Here is a 17885-nt window from a genome sequence, read left to right on the forward strand (position 1 = left end):
CTGGATAAGGTTCCCGGCACCTGTATGAAGATTGGCCGATCCCGCTATCTCACGCGCCGGCATATCGACCTGGTCGAAGCGGTGATGGAGGCAGCGGCGTCGGAGAAAGCTGAGAATCAGCCATGCCGCTCAAACTCTATAAAAGGCCGTCCGGCCTCTATCACATCCGGGGCACGTTCAAAGGGATCCGCGTGGATCAAAGCGCTGGAACTCGCTCAAGGGACATCGCCGAAGACGAACGGCTCGCGATAGAAAGCCGCATTTCGAAAGAAAGCATCCACGGTCGCGCTGCCGTGGTCGGCTTCGGCGAGGCGGCGATCGACTATATGGAAGAAACCGGCCAGCGCCGCTTCCTCGCCCCGCTCATCACCTACTTTAAAGACACGCCGATCGCCAAGATCGGCCGGGAAGACATCGAGCGCGCCGCGCGCCAGCTCTATCCCAAGGTCGCCCCCGCAACGCGCCGGCGCCAGGCCATCACTCCGGCCAGGGCCGTGATCAGCCACGCCAGGGGCACACGGCCGCAACCACGCCCCAAGGAAGTCACCCGCACGCGCTGGCTGACAGTCGAAGAGGCCGACGCCTTGATCCTGCATGCCGGTCGGCTGGCGCCGCTCCTCACCTTCTTCCTCAACACGGGCGTGCGCACCAGCCAGGCGCTGGCCGTCGACTGGTCAGATGTGGATCTCGATGCCTGCCGCGCATGGGTCGGCCCGGCCAAGATGGATACGCACGGCCACTGGGCCCATTTCGGCCGACGCACACGCGCTGCGCTGGCAGCCCTGCCGCACCGCGAAGGCGCCGTCTTCCTCACTCCCAAAGGCAAACCCTATCGCCTGCCAAAAGGTGAGAGCGGCGGAAACCCCATCAAGCGTGGCTTTAACCAAGCCAAGGCCAAGGCCGGGATGGGCGACGATGTGACGCCTCACATCCTGCGCCACACCTGGGCGACATGGGCCTATGCCGTGAATCCGGATCCGTATCGGATTGGCGAGCATGGAGGATGGGCGACGGGGGAAATGCCACGCCGATACGTCAAGCTGGCGCCGCCTGGTTACGGCCGGAAGGTGATCGAAGCGGGCTGGGAATTGTTCGGCCTGGAACAGCCAGAGAACGAATCTCCCCAATATCTCCCAAGCTCTTCCCAAACTTCACGCAATGTTCCGTAATTTCACGGCAGAACGGAAGGCAGCTCCCTATGCGATCCTCTCTTGTTTTTCTGATGCAGCATGGGCTATCCCGGTTAGTGGAGAGGTGGCCGAGTGGTCGAAGGCGCTCCCCTGCTAAGGGAGTGTGCGCCAAAAGCGTACCGTGGGTTCGAATCCCATCCTCTCCGCCACTCCTTTTCTCCTGTTCCGAAATCGAATTCGTTCCTTTTTTCGTGTTGGAACAGAGGCTTCTTGCGGGAAATGACGCCAGAAGGCGTACGGTGGGAGCGCGGTTCGGCCGCAACCGCGAGGCGGTCGGCTTGGGCTGGCGATCAGACAGCCTGCGGGCCTCCTACCCGGTTTTTTTTTGCGCATACCAGCCGCGCGCCATAAAGGCCTGAAAGAAACAAACGGGCCGCGCGAATCCCGCATCACGCCACAGGTTTTCGGTTTCATCCGGGGCGATAACGGTCAACACGTTGCGAAGCGTTTCCGGAAGCGTCTTGAGACTGTCGGGGGTCGCTCCCATCCGCGATTGGATACGGCCCCAGTTTTCAAGCATGGACGGGTATTCCGGCGAAGCGAGGTCGTAGCTGATCTCGGTGCTGACGAAAAAGCCACCGGGCCGCAACCTCGCGTGACTGGCTTGATAGAAGCGCTGTCGTTCTTCCCGGTCGATGAAATGCGCGACCATGATCGCGAGCACGGCATCGAAAGTGTCGCTCCCGGGAATGTCGTGCACATCACCCTGCACAAGCTCGCAGCGATCAATGACGCCCGCAGCCTCCAACCGTGTCCGACACACGTCGAGCATCGGCCCGGACGGGTCGACGGCCACAAACTGCCAACCGGGAAAGGTGTTCGACAGCGACAGGATTTCCGCGCCGGTCCCGGCCCCGACGCTCAAGATCCGTGCGTCCGGCGGGAGGTCCTCCAGAACCAGTCTGAAAAGGAAATGCATGCAGTCCGAGACCGGCGAGAGCTTGCTGTTTCTCTCATCATAGCGAGCCGCCATCTCCCGGTTGAAAAACTCGGTCGGCAAGGGGTGTTTCCCGGCATCTGAGGTCATTGGCCTGTCTCCTGTGAGGTGCGGCGTTCAAGGTCTGCGGTGATTGCGGATCGGGTTCAAACATCAGCCCGTCGGAGGGCCTGCCCGCGGCGGCGGCTCGGCTAGTGGCGATGCGCCCCGCTTGATCGTGCGGCGATCCAGGCCATCGAATGGGACAGGGCAAGCAGGATTGCGCCGACAACCGTCACGCCTTGCTCCGCCAGCTCCGAAATGTCCGCCAGCGCGCCATAGAACAACAGGCCCACGGCGATTGCGGCCATCCACCGCAAAACCATGCCCCGCACACCGCCAACCCAGTTTCGCATCGCGATCACGCTGACCAGAAGCGCCAGCATGGCAAGCCCGAAATGGGTCCACTCACTCTCGATCCAGAACAGCGCCGGACTGACCGAGATCAAAACCGGCAGGGCCAGACAATGGACCAGGCAAAGCCCGGACAGCCCAATTCCTATCGCGTCGTGGCGGCGCATGGGGATCTCCTGAAAATGACAAAATTGAAATGACGGGATGCTTGGCGAATTCAATGTTACATAATAACGTATCATCAAATTGACAATGCATGAACTGAACAGGTCTGGAGGCTCGCATTGGGACCGACTGAATTCTTTCTGGCGGGCATGATTGTCCTCACGGCGGACCATCACGCCGCCCCCGCGCACAGCGCCCATGTTCACGGCGTGGGCCATCTGACAATTGCCATCGATGCCGACGGGGTATTGTTGGCAGAGCTGCAAACACCCGGCGACAATCTGTTCGGCTTTGAAGGCGCGCCCCGGACAGCCGCGGAGCAGCGCATCGCCGATCTGGCCCGGTCGCAGCTTGCGGACGGGAACCACGTGGTCAGGTTCAACAATGAGGCCGAATGCGTGTTCGAAGACGGGTCAATGGACGACGATGAATACCCGGATGACGACGCCCATTCGAATGTAAGGATCGTCTATCAATTCACGTGCGCCGAGCCGGACCGGCTGACCCGCATGGAGACGGACCTGTTCGAGGCATTCGAGCGGTTTGAAGAGATCGAGACCGTCTTCCTGTCACCGCGCGGACAGGAAGGATTCGCGCTCACCGCCGCCGCGCCACGCCATCGCCTTGCACGATGAGTGTGCCCGCAATCGCCATTTCAAACCTGCGTTTCGCCTGGCCCGGCGGCCCCGACCTGCTGACCATTGACGCGTTCAAATTGGAAGCCGCCGAGAGCCTGTTCCTGGCCGGAGCCAGCGGCAGCGGCAAGAGCACATTGCTCGGCCTGATCGCCGGCATCACACCGTGCCTGTCCGGCGACGTGACCGTGCTTGGCGAAGTGATGGATCCGGACCGTCCGTCCCGCCGCGATGCCATTCGCGCCTCGCGCTTGGGGGTCATTTTCCAGCTCTTCAACCTGGTGCCCTATCTCAGCCCGCTCGAAAACGTGCTGCTGCCACTTCGCTTCTCGCCGGAACGCGCCAGCCGCCTGCGCGCGGCGGGTCTGAGCCCGGAGCAGGAAGCCGCCCGGCTGCTGGATGTATTGGGCCTGGACAGCGACGGTCTGGACCGGGCATCGACGGCCCTCAGTGTCGGCCAGCAGCAGCGGGTCGCGGCCGCCAGGGCCTTGCTGGGCCGCCCCGGCCTGGTGATCGCCGACGAGCCGACCTCGGCCCTCGATCATGATACCCGGGACGCTTTCCTGTCACTGCTTGCCGCCGAGTGCCGCGCCTCGGACGCCGCCTTGCTGTTCGTCAGCCATGACCGCAGGCTGGCGAACCGGTTTGACCGCATGGTCGAACTGGACACCATCAATCATGCGGCAGCGGCATGAGGGCGCCGCTTCTGACCTTGGCCTGGAAGAGCCTCGTCAACCGCAGCTTGTCGGCCGGCCTGACCATATTGGCGATCACGCTCAGCGTGACCCTGTTCCTCGGCGTCGAGAAAATCCGCACCGGAGTACGCGACAGCTTCAACTCGACCATCTCCGACACCGACCTGATCGTCGGCGCGCGGGGCGGCGCGCTGAACCTGTTGCTCTACTCGGTCTTTCGCCTGGGAGACCCGACCGCCAATATGAGCTGGGACAGCTATCTGCTGATCGCTTCGGCGCCGGATGTGGACTGGGCGGTGCCGATATCACTGGGCGACAGTCATCGCGGCTATCGCGTGGTCGGGACGACACCCGACTATTTCCGGCACTACAGATATGGCCGCAGCCGCCCCTTGGTGCTCGCCACCGGGCGGACCTTCCAGGGCCGCCACGAAGTTGTTCTGGGCGCCGACGTGGCGCGGCGACTGAATTACGGGATCGGCGACAGGATCGCCTTGTCGCACGGGATCGGCGATGTCAGTTTTGCCGAGCATTCCGGGTATGAGTTTGCGGTTGTGGGCATCCTCGCCCGAACCGGAACGCCGGTCGACCGATCACTCCACGTGTCGCTCGAAAGCATCAAAGCCATACATGTCGGCTGGGACAGCGGGGCACCGCCACGCACCGGCACCGCCAACATCTCGGCCCCATTGACCCCGGACAGCATCACGGCGGTGCTTGTTGGTGCGACCTCGCCAATTCGGGTGCTGAGCCTGCAACGCCAGATCAATACCTATGGCGGCGAAGCCCTGAGCGCCGTCATGCCGGGCGTCGCGCTGTCGCAGCTGTGGGAGGTGATCGGCGCCGCCGAAACGGCCTTCACCGCAATTTCCTGCCTTGTGGTTGTGGTCGGCTTGTCCGGGATACTGACCGCCCTGTCCTCCGGCCTGAACGAACGCCGGCGCGAGATGGCTGTGCTGCGGGCTGCAGGGGCGCGACCGCGTGACATTTTCGCCCTGCTCATTCTTGAGGCCGCGTCCATCGCGGCAGCCGGCGCCATCATCGGCATTCTTGTCACCCGGATCGGCTTTGTCGCGGTCTCGGAAATTGTCAGAACCCGTTTCGGTTTGGAGCTGGGCGGCAATACCGGCCTGTCGGAATTGCTGCTTCTCGTCCTTGTCACCCTGGCCGGTGCGGCACTGGGCGCGTGGCCAGCCTGGCGCGCGCAACGCAACGCCCTGGCCGACGGGCTTTCCATCCGCTTGTGAGGTCCTGCATGATCCAATCCTTCCGCATCGTCGCAATCACGCTTGCCCTGGCCGCCTGCGGTGCCAACTCCGACGACGCCAGCGCCGCCCCGGACGAGGTGGTTGCAGCGAGCCAGCAAGCCGCGTCCCAAGCGAACAGCGTTGACGACAACGCGCCGCTTCACGCCACCCCGCCGCCGCCGGGTCCACGCCTGCCATCCCCGGACGAAAACGGCATCACCACCATCAACTGGGATGATCTTTTGCCCGAAGGTGAGCTGGAACGGATCGAGGAACTCTATAATGCCTCGTCGGCAATCATGGAGATGAACCATTTCGGTGGCCAGATGATGCAGATCGGCACCTTCAATGTCGAAGAAGGCCTGATCGGGCGCACCGTGCGCATGCCCGGCTACATCCTGCCCCTGGACTATCAACCTGGCGGCGACATCACCGAATTCCTGCTCGTGCCCTATTTCGGTGCCTGCATTCACACACCGCCGCCGCCCCCCAATCAGATCGTCTATGTCACCGCCGCCGAACCGGTCCGCGTCGAACGGCTGTGGGCCGCCGTCTGGGTGACGGGTCAACTCTCATCCGACAGGCATATCAACGAATTGGGCGACGCGGCCTATACAATGGAACTGATCTCTCACGAACCTTACCGGCGCTAGGCTCAGCGCTCATTGAACCCCTTGCCGGCAATGATCTTGCCACGGCAGCGCTCGATACGCGCCAGTCGGGTGGCGCTGGTCTTGGCAGAGGATAGGTGGATGACATAGCTGCGCTGGCGGCCCGGGGTCAGGGCATGAAAGGCTTCGGCGAGTTCCGGGTCAGCGTCGAGGGCATCGACCAGCTCGTCCGGCAGCACGATCTCGGCCGGTGCCTGCTGCGGCACCAGACCCTGCTCGGCATAATCCATCGCTTCGCGCAAATAGGCCCGCAGCACAGGTTCAAGCCGGGCCACATCGGCAGGACCGGCAAAGCGGATCGTGTCGGGATTGCGGGTATTGGGCCCCTGGCGTTCAAGCAGGCCTTCCGGGTCGGTCATCAGGGCCGACTTGAAGAAGTTGAGTCGGAAATCGCCTCGCAGCGCGCCGATCAGCACGATATTGCGGCCCGCATGCATATAACAGGGGTGTCCCCATTTCACGGTCTCCGCGAGGCCGGCGTCCAAACAGATCCGGCGCAGGGCATCAAGACCCTCACTCCATATCCGGGCCACGCAATCAGGCGTCGCAAAGCGATCACAGCGGCCACAACCCTTGGCGAAGAAGTCCTCGATATCGGTGATCACCTGTTGGTCTCCGCGCCATCTTCATCGGTCTTTGGCCCGCCTTGCAGGATAGGAGACGCGTCCATCGCCGAAAACCTCCCGGCTGCAGCCTGTCGCAACCCGGCCGGACGGCCGTTAATTTTGTTGACGCTTCCGTTCGCGTCGGATTTCGGCTTAGCTCCCGACCAGACCGGGGGAGGTTGGAATGCGCACGACTTTTATCATCGCGATCATGCTGGCCGCGCTTGTCGGCTTGGCGGCTTATGGCCCCGGCTCACTTGACGCCATGCGCTTCAACCCGCCGCCGGCCAATCCAGCCCTGGATGCGGTGTTCGAAACCGCGTCGTCTCCCGTCCGCACCGAGGCCGCGGGTTTGCACGGCGCCGAAGATCTGGAAGTCGGTCCCGACGGGCGGCTCTACACATCGCTGGCGGATGGCCGCATCATGGCCCGCACGCGCGATGGCGACTGGTCTGAATACGCCAATACCAGCGGACGGCCGCTGGGATTGAGCTTTGCACCCGACGGCAGCCTGTTTATCGCTGATGCCCTGCGCGGCCTGCTGCGCCACACGCCGGACGGTTTTGAGGTCTGGCTCGCCTCGGCCCAGGATGGCGGCTCGCTGGTCTTCACCGATGATCTCACCGTGCTCGCCGACGGCGGCATCATCCTGACCGATGCATCCTTGCGACACGGCTATGGCGCCCACCTCGATTCCTTCATGGAGGCCGAGCAGACCGGCCGCATCCTGCTTGTGACGGCCCCCGGTGAAATGACGGAACTGGCCGGCGGGTTGGGCTTCATCAATGGCGTCGACCATGATCCGGCGACCAGCCTGGTCTATGTCAACGAGACCTGGGCCGGCCGTATCTGGCAACTCGATCCCGACAACGGATCGCTGACAGTGCTGATCGATGGCCTGCCCGGCTATCCCGACAATCTGGAATTCGACGCGGCCAGCGGCCTCATCTGGACCGCCATGCCCTCGCTGCGTTCGACCGATCTGGAAATGCTGCACGCGCGCCCCTTCCTGAAACGCCTGGTCTGGCGTTGGCTCCAGATCGCCGGCCTGCCGCCCCTTCCCGATCGCCCGGCCATGGCGATTGCAATCGATACCGACGGCCAACCCGTGTTCGGATTGCGCGGCCCGGTCGAGGATGCCGACGGCATCACCACGGCGCTCGTCTGGAACGGCGAGTTGTGGACATCGGGACTGGCCCGCGACGGCATCACCGTCTTCGCCGCGCCGGTGACCGCGGATTAGTCCTCGGCGATCCCCCAGACGACCGGCGTGCCCGGCCCGCCTTTCTGGGTTTTCACCTCGCGGCGCATGCGCGGGTCGAAACTGATGTGATTGATCTTGCGCGAGGCCTCATAGATCAGCTGGTCAAAAGCCAGCGGTGACGCTTCCAGCGCCTTGGCCACATCGACCGGAGACATGTCCTTGACCGAAAAATCCGCAGCATAACCGAGCGCATGAGCCGAGTTCGGCACGCCCCCGACCTTGGCATTGACCGCCGGGTTGCGATAGCCTGAGGTGATGCTGATCGGCCTATCCCCGAGCACGCGGCGCACCTGCTCCATGCCGCAGGCCAGAGCATGCAGGGCGCGCATATGGCTCTCCTCCGGCGCGTTGGGATCGCCCATCGACTTGGCAGTATCCGAGCGGGTGAACTCCTCGAGTGTGAAATTCCGGGTCAACATGTCCTCATCCTCCAGCCAGAAACGGACACAGTGTAGCGCATTGCTCCGCGCGCAGAAGCTGTAAAACGCCAGCCCATGCGCGCGCCCGAAGCATTCCGACCACGTGGCCGCGCATGCCGCGCATGCCCCGCATGCATCGACGTGTGTGATCGCGGCTCGAACGTGACCGCCCGACGCACTAGCCTCGGGCAAAGGTTGAACGGACGATGACATGACCCAGCCCGCAGCCACGACCCGACCGGTGCGCTTTTCCCACGCCCTGCCCGATGGCCGCCTAGCCGGCCTCGCCTGGCCCAATCCCGGCAAGCCCCGGCTCGTCTTCATCCATGCCAACGGGTTCTGTGCCAGCGCCTATCAAGCCGTGTTGGGGCGACTGGTGACCGAGTTCGACATTCTCGCGCCTGATCTGCGTGGCCATGGCAGGTCGGAGCTTCCCGTCGACCCCGACCATCACCGCAACTGGAATATCTATGCCGACGACATCACGGCCTGGCTGAGCGCGCTGGATCGGCCGGCTGACGCCTTTGCCGGTCACTCAATGGGCGCGATCATCGCCCTTCTCAGCGCCAGCCGGAATGCGCCGTCAGCCCCACTCTGCCTGGTCGAGCCGGTCGTTTTGCCGGCGCCCTTCTACATGGTCGCGAGAAGCCCCTTTTATCGCTTGCTCCACGGCAAGGTCGGGATCGCACGCGCGGCCCGCAAACGGTTTGACGGTTGGGACCAGGCGGAGGAGGCAGCCGCCCGCTATCAGCGCCATCCGACATTCCGGAACTGGGCCGATGGCGTGCTGACCGATTATCTGGACGATGGTCTCAAACAGGCCGCAGACGGGCAATTCCGTCTCGCCTGCGCGCCGCACTGGGAAGCGGCGAATTACGAGGCCCAGGGCCATGATATCGGCGCCGCGCTGCGCCGCCATGCCGGGCCGATACACGTCCTTGGCGCCGAGCGCGCCTCGACCATCGTCAATCGCCGGACGCTGACCCGACGCGGGATCCGGATCGACACCCTATCGGGAACCGGCCACCTTGCGCCGATGGAGGCGCCCGACCGGGTGGCCGATTGGCTTGCGGCCACTCTCACTACCCGCCTCGCCGGCCAGGCCAACTGATCACCGCTCGCGGGTCATCTCGATCTCCTGGTCACCCAACTCGATGCGGACAGTCTCCGACTGCGCGTCCTGCCAGAGAAAATATCCTGTCGCTGCGGCAGACACGGCGAGCGCGCAGAACAGGGCAATAATGATGAAACGGTCGCGCGAGATTTGCATGATCAGCCTCCCGTTGGCGGGGTCCGGCAAAATTGCCGGCCCTGTCATCAACGCGCCGGGTACATGGACGTTCCCCGATGATGTCAGGACGCTCTGCGCTTTTTCCGGCGCGCGGCCGCTTTGTCGGCACTCTCGACACCATCCGCCTGCGCCGGAAAGCTCAAACTGACACGGCATCCGCGCTTGCCCGCCGTCTCGCGCACAAAGCGGCCGCCCAACTGCATCGCGAAGGCCTCCATCAGCGACGACCCTGTCCCGCCGCCGGGGCTTGTACCCGACGTCTTGTCCGGCCCGGGTCCGTCATCCTCGATCACGACGCGGTAACCCGAACCGTCGGTCTCCCGGCTCAACGCCACGAGAACCTCGCCCTCGTCGCGCGCGTTGAAAGCATACTTGTAGGCATTGGTCACCGCCTCGGTGACAAAGAGCGCCACCGGGATCGCCTGGTCCGGCTCCAGCACGACCGGTTCGACCTGCGTCGTCAGGCGAATGTCGCGGCCCGGCTGGCTGGCGATCGCGGTGAGTTGGCTGGCCAGCAAGTCGAGAAACTCGCCCATGTCGACACTGCGCAGATCGTCCGCTTCGTAGAGCGTGCGGTGGATCATCGCGAGGGCATTGATCCGCCCGCGCATCTCGCGCAACACCTCATCGGCGACAGGGTCGGTCGCCCGTCCGGCCTGGATATTGATCAGGCTGATGATGATCTGGAGGTTGTTCTTCACCCGGTGGTGGATCTCACGCAGCAGGGCACCGCGCTCATCAACCCGCCGCTCAAGCTCGAGCGTGCGCTCATTGAGAGCAGACGCCATCGAGGCCATCGTCTCGGCAAAGGCCCGAACTTCCGACGGCGCTCCTGACGCCTTGACCGGCTGCGCATCGAGCCGCCCGGCCCCATAAAGCCGGGCAAAGCGGCCCAGATAACTGATCCAGCGCAGGATGAAGACGTCGGTGGCAAAACCAACAGAGACCAGCGCCATCACCCACATCAAGACCGGGATCAAGACCGTGCCGACGAGGTCAAATCCGGCCCAGCCGTCGAGCATCACGGTCGGGCCGTGCACCACCAGATAGATGCCCTCACCCGCCAGCGGCGTGATCATGACGGTGTGAGCGTCAGAACTTCGCAGTGTGACAGGCCCGCCGCGCTCGCGCGCCTGATTAAGTTGCTCGGGCGAGAGTTCGAAGTCCGGCAGTGGCGTCTCGGCTTCGGCCAAGCCGACGCGATTGCCTTCGCTATCACTCAGACCCAGCGCAAAACTGGCCGGAAAGCCGGAAATGTCGACCCGCCCCAACGCGGTGCGGACATCAACACTCAAGGCAACCGCCCCGACCAGCTCACCGCGGTCACGGATTTCGTGGGCCGCGACAATCACCGGTTCGCCGGTCTTCGGACTTGTCTGGATATGGCTGAAAACTTCCGGCACGCCCGCTGACAACCGATCGAACCATTCCTGGTCTGCCTCGGAGATCCGCTCCGGTCCAGTGGTGGCCGCACAGGTAACTGCGCCGCCCGGATCGATCATCCTCACCGAGACATAGACTGGATCCGCGGTCGCGATCGACTGCAATGAGACTTCACAGCGATACAGATGCAGGAGCCGCGATTGCGGATGGGCGGCAATTGCACTGGCCACGCCGGCCGCGCGTTCCAGAACCGCACCGAACTCCTCGGTCGCTTGGGCGCCGGCGGCATAGAGCCGGTCGCGCTGGGTGGCAACTTCCGAGCGGAATTCGACAACGCCCTGGGCAATCGCGAGCAGCAATAGCGGCAACAGGCTGAGGGCAAGCACCCCCAGCAATTGCAGGCGCAGGCCAACCGTTGACCGAAGACCGCGCCCGCCATTCCTCATCCGCGAGCCCGCAGCGCCGCCCCCATTGCGCCAACATCGGCGACCAGGGCCTCGGCGGCATCTCCGGCGCCGACCTTGTCGGAGCCGCTTTTCCGGTCCGGCCCCTGTTCGAGGATTTCAACCAGATTGCGCCGGGCCCGGTTGGTCCGGCTTTTCACCGTCCCGACCGCACAGCCGCAGATTTCCGCCGCTTCCTCATAGGAATAGCCGCCGGCACCGACCAGCATCAGGGCTTCGCGCTGATCATCGGACAGCTGGGTCAGCGCCCGCCGAACCTCGTCGAGCTCCATAAGCACGTCCAGATCGAGCGCGCTGGGCAGGGTCCGCTTGGCCTTTTCCTCATCCAAGGCAACCTGGCGCCAAGAGCGTCGTTTTTCCGAATAGAAGAGATTGCGGATAATGGTCAGCGCCCAGGCGCGGAAATTCGTACCGGCGCGAAACTGGCCGCGCTTGGCCCAGGCCCGCAACATGCCTTCCTGGGCGAGATCGTCAGCCGCTGCCGGATCACGAGCGAGACCGCGCGAAAAGGCACGCATCTGCGGGATCGCGTCCTGCAGCAATTGCTTGAACTCATCGTCCGGCACCGTGGTGGAGTCATGACTCATCAGTCGTCCCTCCCGTGTCAGTGGCCAAGCCCGTTGAACCATCAAGCTGATCGAGCAGGCTGGCGAACCGGTCCGGAACCCCCTCCTCCACGACATCGGCGTAGAGCTGGCGCAATTGTCGGCCGAGCAAGTCTTCGCGCACCCGCTCGATGGCAAGTTCGCTGAGCTCGGTCGGGTCGTGTTCCGGTGGTGAGTTGGACATGGCAATTCCTGCTGTCTTGGCAATGAAAACCGGCTGCGTGCCCTCAAACAACGTCTTGGCCGACAAATGGTTCCCGTCTTTGTATACGACAATGGAACCAGGCGCCGATCCGTGCGTTTCTACGCGATGGAGTCTATGTGTGGGAGCCACAATGTCCAACGCCGAACTGATCCGACCGCATATTCCGCTGCTGCGCCGCTATGCCCGCATCCTGTCTGGATCGCAGGCGGTCGGCGATGCCTATGTATCCGGCGCGCTCGAGGCGCTGATCTCCGGCAAGCTGTCACTTCGCGCCGACCTGCCGGCGCGCGTCGCCTGCTACAAGCTTTTCCAAGACAGCCTGCCGCTGCAACGCGGCCGGCTCGAAGTCCTGCCCGGACGCCCGGGCGATGTCGGTACGCCGAGCCAGCTTGATACGGTGTCCGCGGAAGCGCGACAGGCCTTGTTGTTGAGCGCCGTCGAGGAGTTTTCGCGGCGCGATATCGGTCTCATCCTCGACATTGCCTTCCCGCGTGTCGATACGCTGCTCGCCGAGGCCCATGCCAGCCTGCGCGCCGGCCTGGCCAGCGAGATCCTGATTATCGAGGACGAGCCGATCATCGCGCTCGATCTCAAGACCATCATCGAGTCCGATGGCCACACCCACACCGGCATCGCGCGCACCCGCGACGAAGCCGTAGCGCTCGCCGCCGGGACCCGGCCACAGCTTATCCTGGCCGATATCCGTCTCGCCGACGGTAGTTCCGGGGTTGATGCCGTGCAGGATATTCTGACCGAGTTCGAAGTACCGGTGATCTTCATCACCGCCTATCCGGAAACCCTTCTCACCGGCGAACGCCCGGAGCCGACCTATCTGATCACCAAGCCTTTCATGCCGGAAACCGTGCTGGCGACCATCTCCCAAGCCCTCTTCCTCGCCAAGCGCGAGCGGCAATCCGAACCGGCCGCCGCGGGCTGATCGCCACAGGCCAGCGTCGCCAAAAACGTCAAAGCCTCGCCAACCGGCGAGGCTTTTTCCTGTCTGATATTCGACCCGTCATCAATAAGGTCGGCGACCCGACGCGTTATGACGGTTGCCCAGCGCGGCCAGAGCGGCCAGCACCAGGCACAGCGCTGCCAATATCCACAAGACGGGGGTGAGTGGACGCGCCGGCTCGACCATGGCGATCAGACTCGCCGCGGCAGCCAAGAGGGTGAAGAGTGAAGACCAGACAATCATGTGCGCCTCCGTTGGGAAAGGCCGGTGCCGGACGTCTCGCCGACACTGTTCGGTAACACGGTCGGGCCCGGATGAAATCTCCTGCCCTCCCCACTGCAACGCCGACCATCGCCGCCGGTTCCACGGGAACCGAACCGGAGCCGGAACGTTTCTGTCCTGTGCGTCGGCGCGAGCTTTTCGTCGCTGCGTTCCGCCTGCTTGGCGTCGGCGCACACTGCCTGCCCTCGGACCGGAAAATGACGAGGACAGATGGAACCACCCCACAGCCCGCGCGTTGTGTTTTCGGATGCCACGGCATTCACGGAACGCGCACAGAGCTTCAACGGAGCCCATGATGAAAACCCTCACCCTTGCCCTCGCCGCCCTTCTCACCACGCCCGCCGTCCTGGCCGATGACAGCCAGCCGGCCAACATGGAAATGCCGGCGCCCGACCATGCGCTGATCGAAGCCGATGTCTTCGGTGAAACCGGCACCATGCTTGGCCAGGTCAGCCAGGTCGAATTGGCCGAGGACGGCACGGTTGCCGCCCTTATCGTCGAGACGTCCGGCGCCACCGATGCCGAGATTCGCCAAGTCCGCATCATTGCGGACGATTTCCGCCTCGATGATCTCGAGCTCGGCTGGCGTGTGTCGGCCAATTTTACGGCCGAAGAATTCGCTGCCCTGCCGGACTTTGTCCCGGCTGGCGATGATGCGAATGCCGAAACCGGTTCGGATTCCTGATCCGGACGGATAACGCGATCCACATCAAGCGGGCGTCCCGAAGCCGGGGCGCCCGCTTTTTTTTTGCTGAGGTGGCCTTGCAGTCAGGCGGCGGGAATCAGGAAATCCTGGGACCGGACATCTGGAGACCGTAGAAATGCTGGACGAACGTTTTGCAGACCGTGTTGCGGTCCGGATCGACGACCATGTCGCGGTGGTGGCCCTGGATCGACCCGACAAGCTCAACGCGATCGATCCGGCGATGTTTGAGGGGCTTCTGTCGGCGGGCGAATTCCTGGCCGGTCGCAGCGATGTCCGGGCCGTTGTACTGACCGGTGCCGGCCGCATGTTCTGCGCCGGGCTGGATTTTGCCAGTTTTGCAGCCATGGCGGGCGAGAGCGGCACGCCCGAGCCGCTGGAAACACGCACACACGGCCTGACCAACCGACCACAACAGGCCTGCCTGCAATGGCGCGACTTGCCCGTGCCGGTGATTGCGGCCATCCAGGGCGGCGCGCTGGGGGGCGGTCTGCAGATTGCGCTGGGCGCCGATATTCGCATCGTGACACCCGATGCGCGTCTGGCGATCGCGGAAATCCGTTGGGGCCTGGTGCCTGACATGGGCGGCTGCGTCGTCCTGCCCGGCCTGATGCGCGACGACCAGATCCGCGCCCTCACCTATGGCGGTCACGACGTCTCGGGCGAGGACGCAGTTGCCCTGGGGCTGGCCACGCAATGCGCCGGGGATCCACTGGCGGTCGCTCGGTCGATGGCCGCAGGCATCGCCACCCGCAGCCCGTCAGCGATACGCGCCAGCAAGCGATTGCTGAACCTTGCCGCCAGCGCCAATCCCGCCGCTGTCTTGCTCGCAGAATCCCGAGAGCAGTCGGCCCTCATGGGCGGTCCCGACCAAACCGAAGCGGTGATGGCACAACTGGAAAAGCGCGCGCCGGTCTTCGACTAATCGCGGCAACGGGCAGGCGGCAGCACCGAGATCGCGAAATTCTGTCCATATCGGCGGTCGAATTGTTCCAATTTGCGCCCTAATCGCTCCGGTGAACGACACCTAGATCTCCTGGCAACACAAAGGAGATCATTGTGCGCTTTGTCGGACTCATTCTTTCCCTCATGATCCTCGTTGGAACCGGTTTCCTAGTTTGGCAGGATTCCGCATCCGGAAGTTCGCTGACCGTACGGGCAGCCCCGGTCGCAACACTGGCCGACGCCCCGTCACGGGACGCCTGAGCAGGAGACATCCCATGACAATCCGTTTCAGCCACGAAGAAAGCGGCTCGAAAGGTCGCTATGTCGCTCATGTCGAAGGACAGGCGGACAGCGGCGAGATGACCTATTCACGCCTGTCGGCGAACCGGATCATCGTCGACCATACCGGCGTTCCGGACAGTTTGCGCGGCATGGGCGTCGGCAGTGCCCTGGCCCATCACATCGTGGCAGAGGCCCGCGCCAAGGGATTCACCATTGTGCCGCTCTGCCCCTTCCTGAAAGCACAGGCCGACCGACATCCCGACTGGGCCGACGTCATCAAGGGCCTGTGACCGTCACAATCAGATCGCGCTAATCCTCTGCCCATTGCCGCAACAGGTTGGCCTTCGTCTTCAGGACGAGATCGAGTTCGCGGGTCTTGCCGTACTGCTCGAATAACCGCGTCGCAACTTGGTCAAGGTCAAACAGGACTTCGCGCTGATCGGGGCGGCGCACCAGGCTGCGGACCCACCCGACCACCGCCAGACGCTCGCCGCGCGTCACGGTGGCAACATGGTGGATCGCGGTGGTGGCGTAAACAATGGCATCACCGGCCGCCAGCTTGATTTCGGTCTCGCCATCCGTGCCGTCCATGACCAGCGCACCACCATCATAATCTAGGGGGTCACTGAGGAAGAGGGTGAAGGAAAGGTCGGCCCGGCGCCCGCCCATTAGGGCGTCATCGACATGGGGCCCGTATTCCATCCCCGGCAGATAGCGTGACACCAAGATACGCGACAGCGTTTTGGGGCGTGCAAAACTGACAAAGCCGGCATGGGCCATCAAGGCCTTGCGGACTTCAGTGCGGACCGTGTCGATATGGGCACCGGTCTCCAATTGCTCGTTCGACTTGACCACCCGGGCGACGGCGCCAGCGGTCTTACCACCATCGGAAAACGCGCCCCCTTCAATGACCTTGCGTAGGTGTTCGACCTGTTCGGGCGGACAGACATTTTGCAGATGTATGAGCATGGACAAACCTGCGACTAATTGTCATTTGCTTGAAAACCGGATAGGCGTTTATCGCATTGATATGAGCGAAAGCCATCCGTGAAAGGGAGTTCCATGGGTATCAAGCGTCGCACGCGCATCTGGACATCTGTCGGCACCGCCGCCCTGCTGGGAGGGTTGACCGGCTGCAGTGACCCGGCGGACGCGCCACCCAGCCCGGATACCCACACGGAAGCCGCCGCAATGCCGGCCACCGCACCAGGTTTTTCCGAAGGTGAAGGGGAAGGTGGCGAGGGCGGCGCGTCAGGCGGTGAGTTCGGCATTGATCCCGTCGAGGCCGAGACCAACCCAGTCATTTACCTCACCGCGCTGGAAGTCATGCGCGCTCACTATCTCGCCGGCATCGACGCTTTCCAGGCCGGCGAGCGGACGGCGGGCGCGGAAATGTTCGCCCACCCGATCTCGGAGATCTATATCGATTTCGAACCGGTTCTGGAGAGCCGTGGGGCGCCCCTGTTCGGCGATACCATGACGGACGCATCGGTCGCCCCCTATGGCGGTGAGAGCGATGAAGCGATAGCCGCCCGGGTCGCCGATGTGGTGGCCGCAATCGACGCTGCCTCAACCTTCGCGCCGCGCAACCAGCTCTCGCCGGCCGGTGTCCATGCCCGCGTGCTGACCGACCTGATCGAGCGCGCAGCCCTGCAGTATGAAGTCCTGGCAAGCCAGCCGGACGCGCACGAACCCTATCTGGACGGTTATGGCTTTGCCCGCGCCGCGCAGCGTTATGCCGGCAATCATCTGGAACAAATCGCGGAAGGCGATCCCGACCTCGCGCTGCAGCTCGGCCGCGCCATTGCTGCAATCACGGCCGCCTTCCCGACCGCAACGCGACCCGCGACGCTGTCCGGCGACAGCCAGAGCTTGCTGGCACTTGCCGCCAATGCCCGGGCCGGCGCCGACGCCCTGCGCTGACATCCCGCCTTTGCGTGTGACGACGGACACGCGCGCGGCCCAACGATTTTGCGATGATCATTCAAGCAACCTCCCTCACCCCGTGAGGGGGGTTGAAAGTCTTGGAGGAACAAAATGCTGGCATGGGCAGCCCGCATAACTTTAGGCAATCCATGACGGCGGAATCGACGAACAAATTCGGGTTGCTTGGCGTTTTGATGCAGAATTCGACGTCCAGGCGCACACGGAGCGAAACAGATGGGCTATTTCGACATCAATAATTTCATGCCCCACGGGATGTGTTTCCTCTGGCGACCAGAATTGGTCGGCATGCATGTCATCGCCGATCTCGCCATTGCGCTCGCTTACTTCTCCATTCCGATCACCATCATGATTTTCCTGCGCCGGCTGGAACGTACCCCGCCCTTTCGCTGGGCGTTCATCATGTTCGGAATTTTCATTTTGTTCTGCGGCATCAATCACGTGATGAATATCATCGTGCTCTGGTACCCGCTTTACTACATCGAGGCCGTGCTCAAACTCTTCACGGCGGCAGCCTCGGTTGCCACGGCCGTCCTGATGTTGCCGCTCGTCCCGGTCTTGCTTGACCGGTTCACCCGACTTTCAGACGCAGAAGGATAGTCTCC

Annotated in this window: 23 protein-coding genes and 1 tRNA gene; 14 read left to right on the forward strand and 10 right to left on the reverse strand. The window is 63.4% G+C overall.

Annotated features, from left to right (window positions below):
• Positions 1-122 precede the first annotated feature (122 nt).
• Both C7435_RS12720 and C7435_RS12725 read left to right on the forward strand, forming a co-directional pair.
• Positions 123-1169: a tyrosine-type recombinase/integrase gene (locus tag C7435_RS12720; RefSeq protein ID WP_121211979.1), complete on the forward strand. Its 1047-nt coding sequence runs from the start codon at positions 123-125 to the stop codon at positions 1167-1169.
• Between the two features lie 79 nt (positions 1170-1248).
• A tRNA-Ser gene (locus tag C7435_RS12725) sits at positions 1249-1339 on the forward strand.
• Positions 1340-1500: 161 nt separating this feature from the next.
• Here the strand turns inward: C7435_RS12725 and C7435_RS12730 are convergent.
• Together C7435_RS12730 and C7435_RS17190 are read right to left on the reverse strand one after the other, a co-directional pair.
• Positions 1501-2163, reverse strand: coding sequence for a class I SAM-dependent methyltransferase (locus tag C7435_RS12730; protein WP_233350772.1), 663 nt, complete (start codon positions 2161-2163; stop codon positions 1501-1503).
• 155 nt (positions 2164-2318) lie between these two features.
• Positions 2319-2687 carry a MerC domain-containing protein gene (locus C7435_RS17190; protein ID WP_075189729.1) on the reverse strand — a complete coding sequence of 123 codons (369 nt, stop codon included), beginning with the start codon at positions 2685-2687 and terminating at the stop codon, positions 2319-2321.
• A 117-nt stretch (positions 2688-2804) separates the two neighbouring features.
• Between C7435_RS17190 and C7435_RS12740 the strand changes: the two genes are divergently transcribed.
• Genes C7435_RS12740 through C7435_RS12755 form a run of 4 tightly spaced genes read left to right on the forward strand, consistent with a single transcriptional unit; the run spans position 2805 to position 5915 of the window.
• Positions 2805-3320, forward strand: coding sequence for a ZrgA family zinc uptake protein (locus C7435_RS12740; RefSeq protein WP_075189728.1), 516 nt, complete (start codon positions 2805-2807; stop codon positions 3318-3320).
• A complete protein-coding gene (locus C7435_RS12745; RefSeq protein WP_075189727.1) occupies positions 3317-4015 on the forward strand; it encodes an ATP-binding cassette domain-containing protein in 699 nt (232 codons plus the stop codon). The genes C7435_RS12740 and C7435_RS12745 overlap by 4 nt, the downstream gene beginning before the upstream one ends.
• Positions 4012-5262, forward strand: a complete 1251-nt coding sequence (locus C7435_RS12750; RefSeq protein WP_121211985.1) for an ABC transporter permease — start codon at positions 4012-4014, stop codon at positions 5260-5262. Before C7435_RS12745 ends, C7435_RS12750 begins: the two co-directional genes overlap by 4 nt.
• A gap of 8 nt (positions 5263-5270) precedes the next feature.
• On the forward strand, positions 5271-5915 hold the full coding sequence (locus C7435_RS12755) for a DUF3299 domain-containing protein (RefSeq protein ID WP_121211986.1): 645 nt from the start codon (positions 5271-5273) through the stop codon (positions 5913-5915).
• A 2-nt stretch (positions 5916-5917) separates the two neighbouring features.
• Here the strand turns inward: C7435_RS12755 and C7435_RS12760 are convergent, their stop codons facing one another.
• On the reverse strand, positions 5918-6538 hold the full coding sequence (locus C7435_RS12760; RefSeq protein WP_121211987.1) for a YdeI/OmpD-associated family protein: 621 nt from the start codon (positions 6536-6538) through the stop codon (positions 5918-5920).
• 184 nt (positions 6539-6722) lie between these two features.
• On the opposite strand from C7435_RS12760, the gene C7435_RS12765 reads away from it, so the two are divergent.
• Positions 6723-7781 (forward strand): SMP-30/gluconolactonase/LRE family protein, encoded by a 1059-nt coding sequence (locus C7435_RS12765; protein WP_121211988.1) that lies wholly within the window; start codon positions 6723-6725, stop codon positions 7779-7781.
• On the opposite strand, the gene C7435_RS17195 is transcribed toward C7435_RS12765, so the two are convergent.
• Positions 7778-8221, reverse strand: a complete 444-nt coding sequence (locus tag C7435_RS17195; protein WP_170150474.1) for a D-Ala-D-Ala carboxypeptidase family metallohydrolase — start codon at positions 8219-8221, stop codon at positions 7778-7780. The genes C7435_RS12765 and C7435_RS17195 overlap by 4 nt on opposite strands.
• Positions 8222-8432: 211 nt before the next feature.
• Between C7435_RS17195 and C7435_RS12775 the strand changes: the two genes are divergently transcribed.
• Positions 8433-9332: an alpha/beta fold hydrolase gene (locus C7435_RS12775; RefSeq protein WP_121211990.1), complete on the forward strand. Its 900-nt coding sequence runs from the start codon at positions 8433-8435 to the stop codon at positions 9330-9332.
• On the opposite strand, the gene C7435_RS17200 is transcribed toward C7435_RS12775, so the two are convergent.
• From C7435_RS17200 to C7435_RS12795, 4 genes are all read right to left on the reverse strand, one after another.
• The gene (locus C7435_RS17200) at positions 9333-9491 is read right to left on the reverse strand and encodes a hypothetical protein (protein WP_158025583.1); all 159 of its coding nucleotides are present in this window, start codon (positions 9489-9491) and stop codon (positions 9333-9335) included.
• 83 nt (positions 9492-9574) lie between these two features.
• The gene (locus tag C7435_RS12785; protein ID WP_121211991.1) at positions 9575-11341 is read right to left on the reverse strand and encodes a sensor histidine kinase; all 1767 of its coding nucleotides are present in this window, start codon (positions 11339-11341) and stop codon (positions 9575-9577) included.
• The gene (locus C7435_RS12790; RefSeq protein ID WP_121211992.1) at positions 11338-11946 is read right to left on the reverse strand and encodes a sigma-70 family RNA polymerase sigma factor; all 609 of its coding nucleotides are present in this window, start codon (positions 11944-11946) and stop codon (positions 11338-11340) included. Before C7435_RS12790 ends, C7435_RS12785 begins: the two co-directional genes overlap by 4 nt.
• Positions 11936-12148, reverse strand: coding sequence for a NepR family anti-sigma factor (locus C7435_RS12795; RefSeq protein WP_147422697.1), 213 nt, complete (start codon positions 12146-12148; stop codon positions 11936-11938). Before C7435_RS12795 ends, C7435_RS12790 begins: the two co-directional genes overlap by 11 nt.
• Before the next feature lie 151 nt (positions 12149-12299).
• Between C7435_RS12795 and C7435_RS12800 the strand changes: the two genes are divergently transcribed.
• The gene (locus C7435_RS12800; protein ID WP_121211994.1) at positions 12300-13106 is read left to right on the forward strand and encodes a response regulator; all 807 of its coding nucleotides are present in this window, start codon (positions 12300-12302) and stop codon (positions 13104-13106) included.
• 81 nt (positions 13107-13187) lie between these two features.
• Here the strand turns inward: C7435_RS12800 and C7435_RS12805 are convergent, their stop codons facing one another.
• A complete protein-coding gene (locus C7435_RS12805) occupies positions 13188-13367 on the reverse strand; it encodes a hypothetical protein (RefSeq protein ID WP_075189715.1) in 180 nt (59 codons plus the stop codon).
• Positions 13368-13701: 334 nt separating this feature from the next.
• Here C7435_RS12805 and C7435_RS12810 point away from each other — a divergent pair, with 334 nt between their 5' ends.
• The 3 genes from C7435_RS12810 (at position 13702) to C7435_RS12820 (ending at position 15626) form a co-directional block, all read left to right on the forward strand.
• The gene (locus C7435_RS12810) at positions 13702-14091 is read left to right on the forward strand and encodes a hypothetical protein (RefSeq protein WP_147422698.1); all 390 of its coding nucleotides are present in this window, start codon (positions 13702-13704) and stop codon (positions 14089-14091) included.
• A 136-nt stretch (positions 14092-14227) separates the two neighbouring features.
• On the forward strand, positions 14228-15034 hold the full coding sequence (locus C7435_RS12815; RefSeq protein WP_121211996.1) for a crotonase/enoyl-CoA hydratase family protein: 807 nt from the start codon (positions 14228-14230) through the stop codon (positions 15032-15034).
• A 295-nt stretch (positions 15035-15329) separates the two neighbouring features.
• Positions 15330-15626 (forward strand): GNAT family N-acetyltransferase, encoded by a 297-nt coding sequence (locus tag C7435_RS12820; protein ID WP_121211997.1) that lies wholly within the window; start codon positions 15330-15332, stop codon positions 15624-15626.
• Between the two features lie 19 nt (positions 15627-15645).
• On the opposite strand, the gene C7435_RS12825 is transcribed toward C7435_RS12820, so the two are convergent.
• Positions 15646-16305: a Fe2+-dependent dioxygenase gene (locus tag C7435_RS12825; RefSeq protein WP_121211998.1), complete on the reverse strand. Its 660-nt coding sequence runs from the start codon at positions 16303-16305 to the stop codon at positions 15646-15648.
• A gap of 93 nt (positions 16306-16398) precedes the next feature.
• Here C7435_RS12825 and C7435_RS12830 point away from each other — a divergent pair, with 93 nt between their 5' ends.
• Entirely contained in the window at positions 16399-17259 is an 861-nt protein-coding gene (locus C7435_RS12830; protein ID WP_121211999.1) for a hypothetical protein, read from the forward strand.
• 237 nt (positions 17260-17496) lie between these two features.
• Complete coding sequence (locus tag C7435_RS12835; protein ID WP_075189709.1) at positions 17497-17880, forward strand: hypothetical protein; 384 nt, start codon at positions 17497-17499, stop codon at positions 17878-17880.
• Positions 17881-17885: the final 5 nt, after the last annotated feature.

Source organism: Maricaulis maris (assembly GCF_003634045.1).
Taxonomy (GTDB): Bacteria; Pseudomonadota; Alphaproteobacteria; order Caulobacterales; family Maricaulaceae; genus Maricaulis; species Maricaulis maris.

Bases quoted from the DNA above. Each gene is read 5' to 3' on its own strand.
- C7435_RS12765 (WP_121211988.1), top strand. From the start codon at position 6,723: ATGCGCACGACTTTTATCATCGCGATCATGCTGGCCGCGCTTGTCGGC.
- C7435_RS12810 (WP_147422698.1), top strand. From the start codon at position 13,702: ATGAAAACCCTCACCCTTGCCCTCGCCGCCCTTCTCACCACGCCCGCC.
- C7435_RS12825 (WP_121211998.1), bottom strand. From the start codon at position 16,305: ATGCTCATACATCTGCAAAATGTCTGTCCGCCCGAACAGGTCGAACAC.
- C7435_RS12790 (WP_121211992.1), bottom strand. From the start codon at position 11,946: ATGAGTCATGACTCCACCACGGTGCCGGACGATGAGTTCAAGCAATTG.
- C7435_RS12820 (WP_121211997.1), top strand. From the start codon at position 15,330: ATGACAATCCGTTTCAGCCACGAAGAAAGCGGCTCGAAAGGTCGCTAT.
- C7435_RS12795 (WP_147422697.1), bottom strand. From the start codon at position 12,148: ATGTCCAACTCACCACCGGAACACGACCCGACCGAGCTCAGCGAACTT.
- C7435_RS12800 (WP_121211994.1), top strand. From the start codon at position 12,300: ATGTCCAACGCCGAACTGATCCGACCGCATATTCCGCTGCTGCGCCGC.
- C7435_RS12720 (WP_121211979.1), top strand. From the start codon at position 123: ATGCCGCTCAAACTCTATAAAAGGCCGTCCGGCCTCTATCACATCCGG.
- C7435_RS12730 (WP_233350772.1), bottom strand. From the start codon at position 2,163: ATGGCGGCTCGCTATGATGAGAGAAACAGCAAGCTCTCGCCGGTCTCG.
- C7435_RS12755 (WP_121211986.1), top strand. From the start codon at position 5,271: ATGATCCAATCCTTCCGCATCGTCGCAATCACGCTTGCCCTGGCCGCC.
- C7435_RS12805 (WP_075189715.1), bottom strand. From the start codon at position 13,367: ATGATTGTCTGGTCTTCACTCTTCACCCTCTTGGCTGCCGCGGCGAGT.
- C7435_RS17190 (WP_075189729.1), bottom strand. From the start codon at position 2,687: ATGCGCCGCCACGACGCGATAGGAATTGGGCTGTCCGGGCTTTGCCTG.
- C7435_RS12830 (WP_121211999.1), top strand. From the start codon at position 16,399: ATGGGTATCAAGCGTCGCACGCGCATCTGGACATCTGTCGGCACCGCC.
- C7435_RS12745 (WP_075189727.1), top strand. From the start codon at position 3,317: ATGAGTGTGCCCGCAATCGCCATTTCAAACCTGCGTTTCGCCTGGCCC.
- C7435_RS12750 (WP_121211985.1), top strand. From the start codon at position 4,012: ATGAGGGCGCCGCTTCTGACCTTGGCCTGGAAGAGCCTCGTCAACCGC.
- C7435_RS12835 (WP_075189709.1), top strand. From the start codon at position 17,497: ATGGGCTATTTCGACATCAATAATTTCATGCCCCACGGGATGTGTTTC.
- C7435_RS12775 (WP_121211990.1), top strand. From the start codon at position 8,433: ATGACCCAGCCCGCAGCCACGACCCGACCGGTGCGCTTTTCCCACGCC.
- C7435_RS12785 (WP_121211991.1), bottom strand. From the start codon at position 11,341: ATGAGGAATGGCGGGCGCGGTCTTCGGTCAACGGTTGGCCTGCGCCTG.
- C7435_RS17195 (WP_170150474.1), bottom strand. From the start codon at position 8,221: ATGTTGACCCGGAATTTCACACTCGAGGAGTTCACCCGCTCGGATACT.
- C7435_RS12815 (WP_121211996.1), top strand. From the start codon at position 14,228: ATGCTGGACGAACGTTTTGCAGACCGTGTTGCGGTCCGGATCGACGAC.
- C7435_RS17200 (WP_158025583.1), bottom strand. From the start codon at position 9,491: ATGCAAATCTCGCGCGACCGTTTCATCATTATTGCCCTGTTCTGCGCG.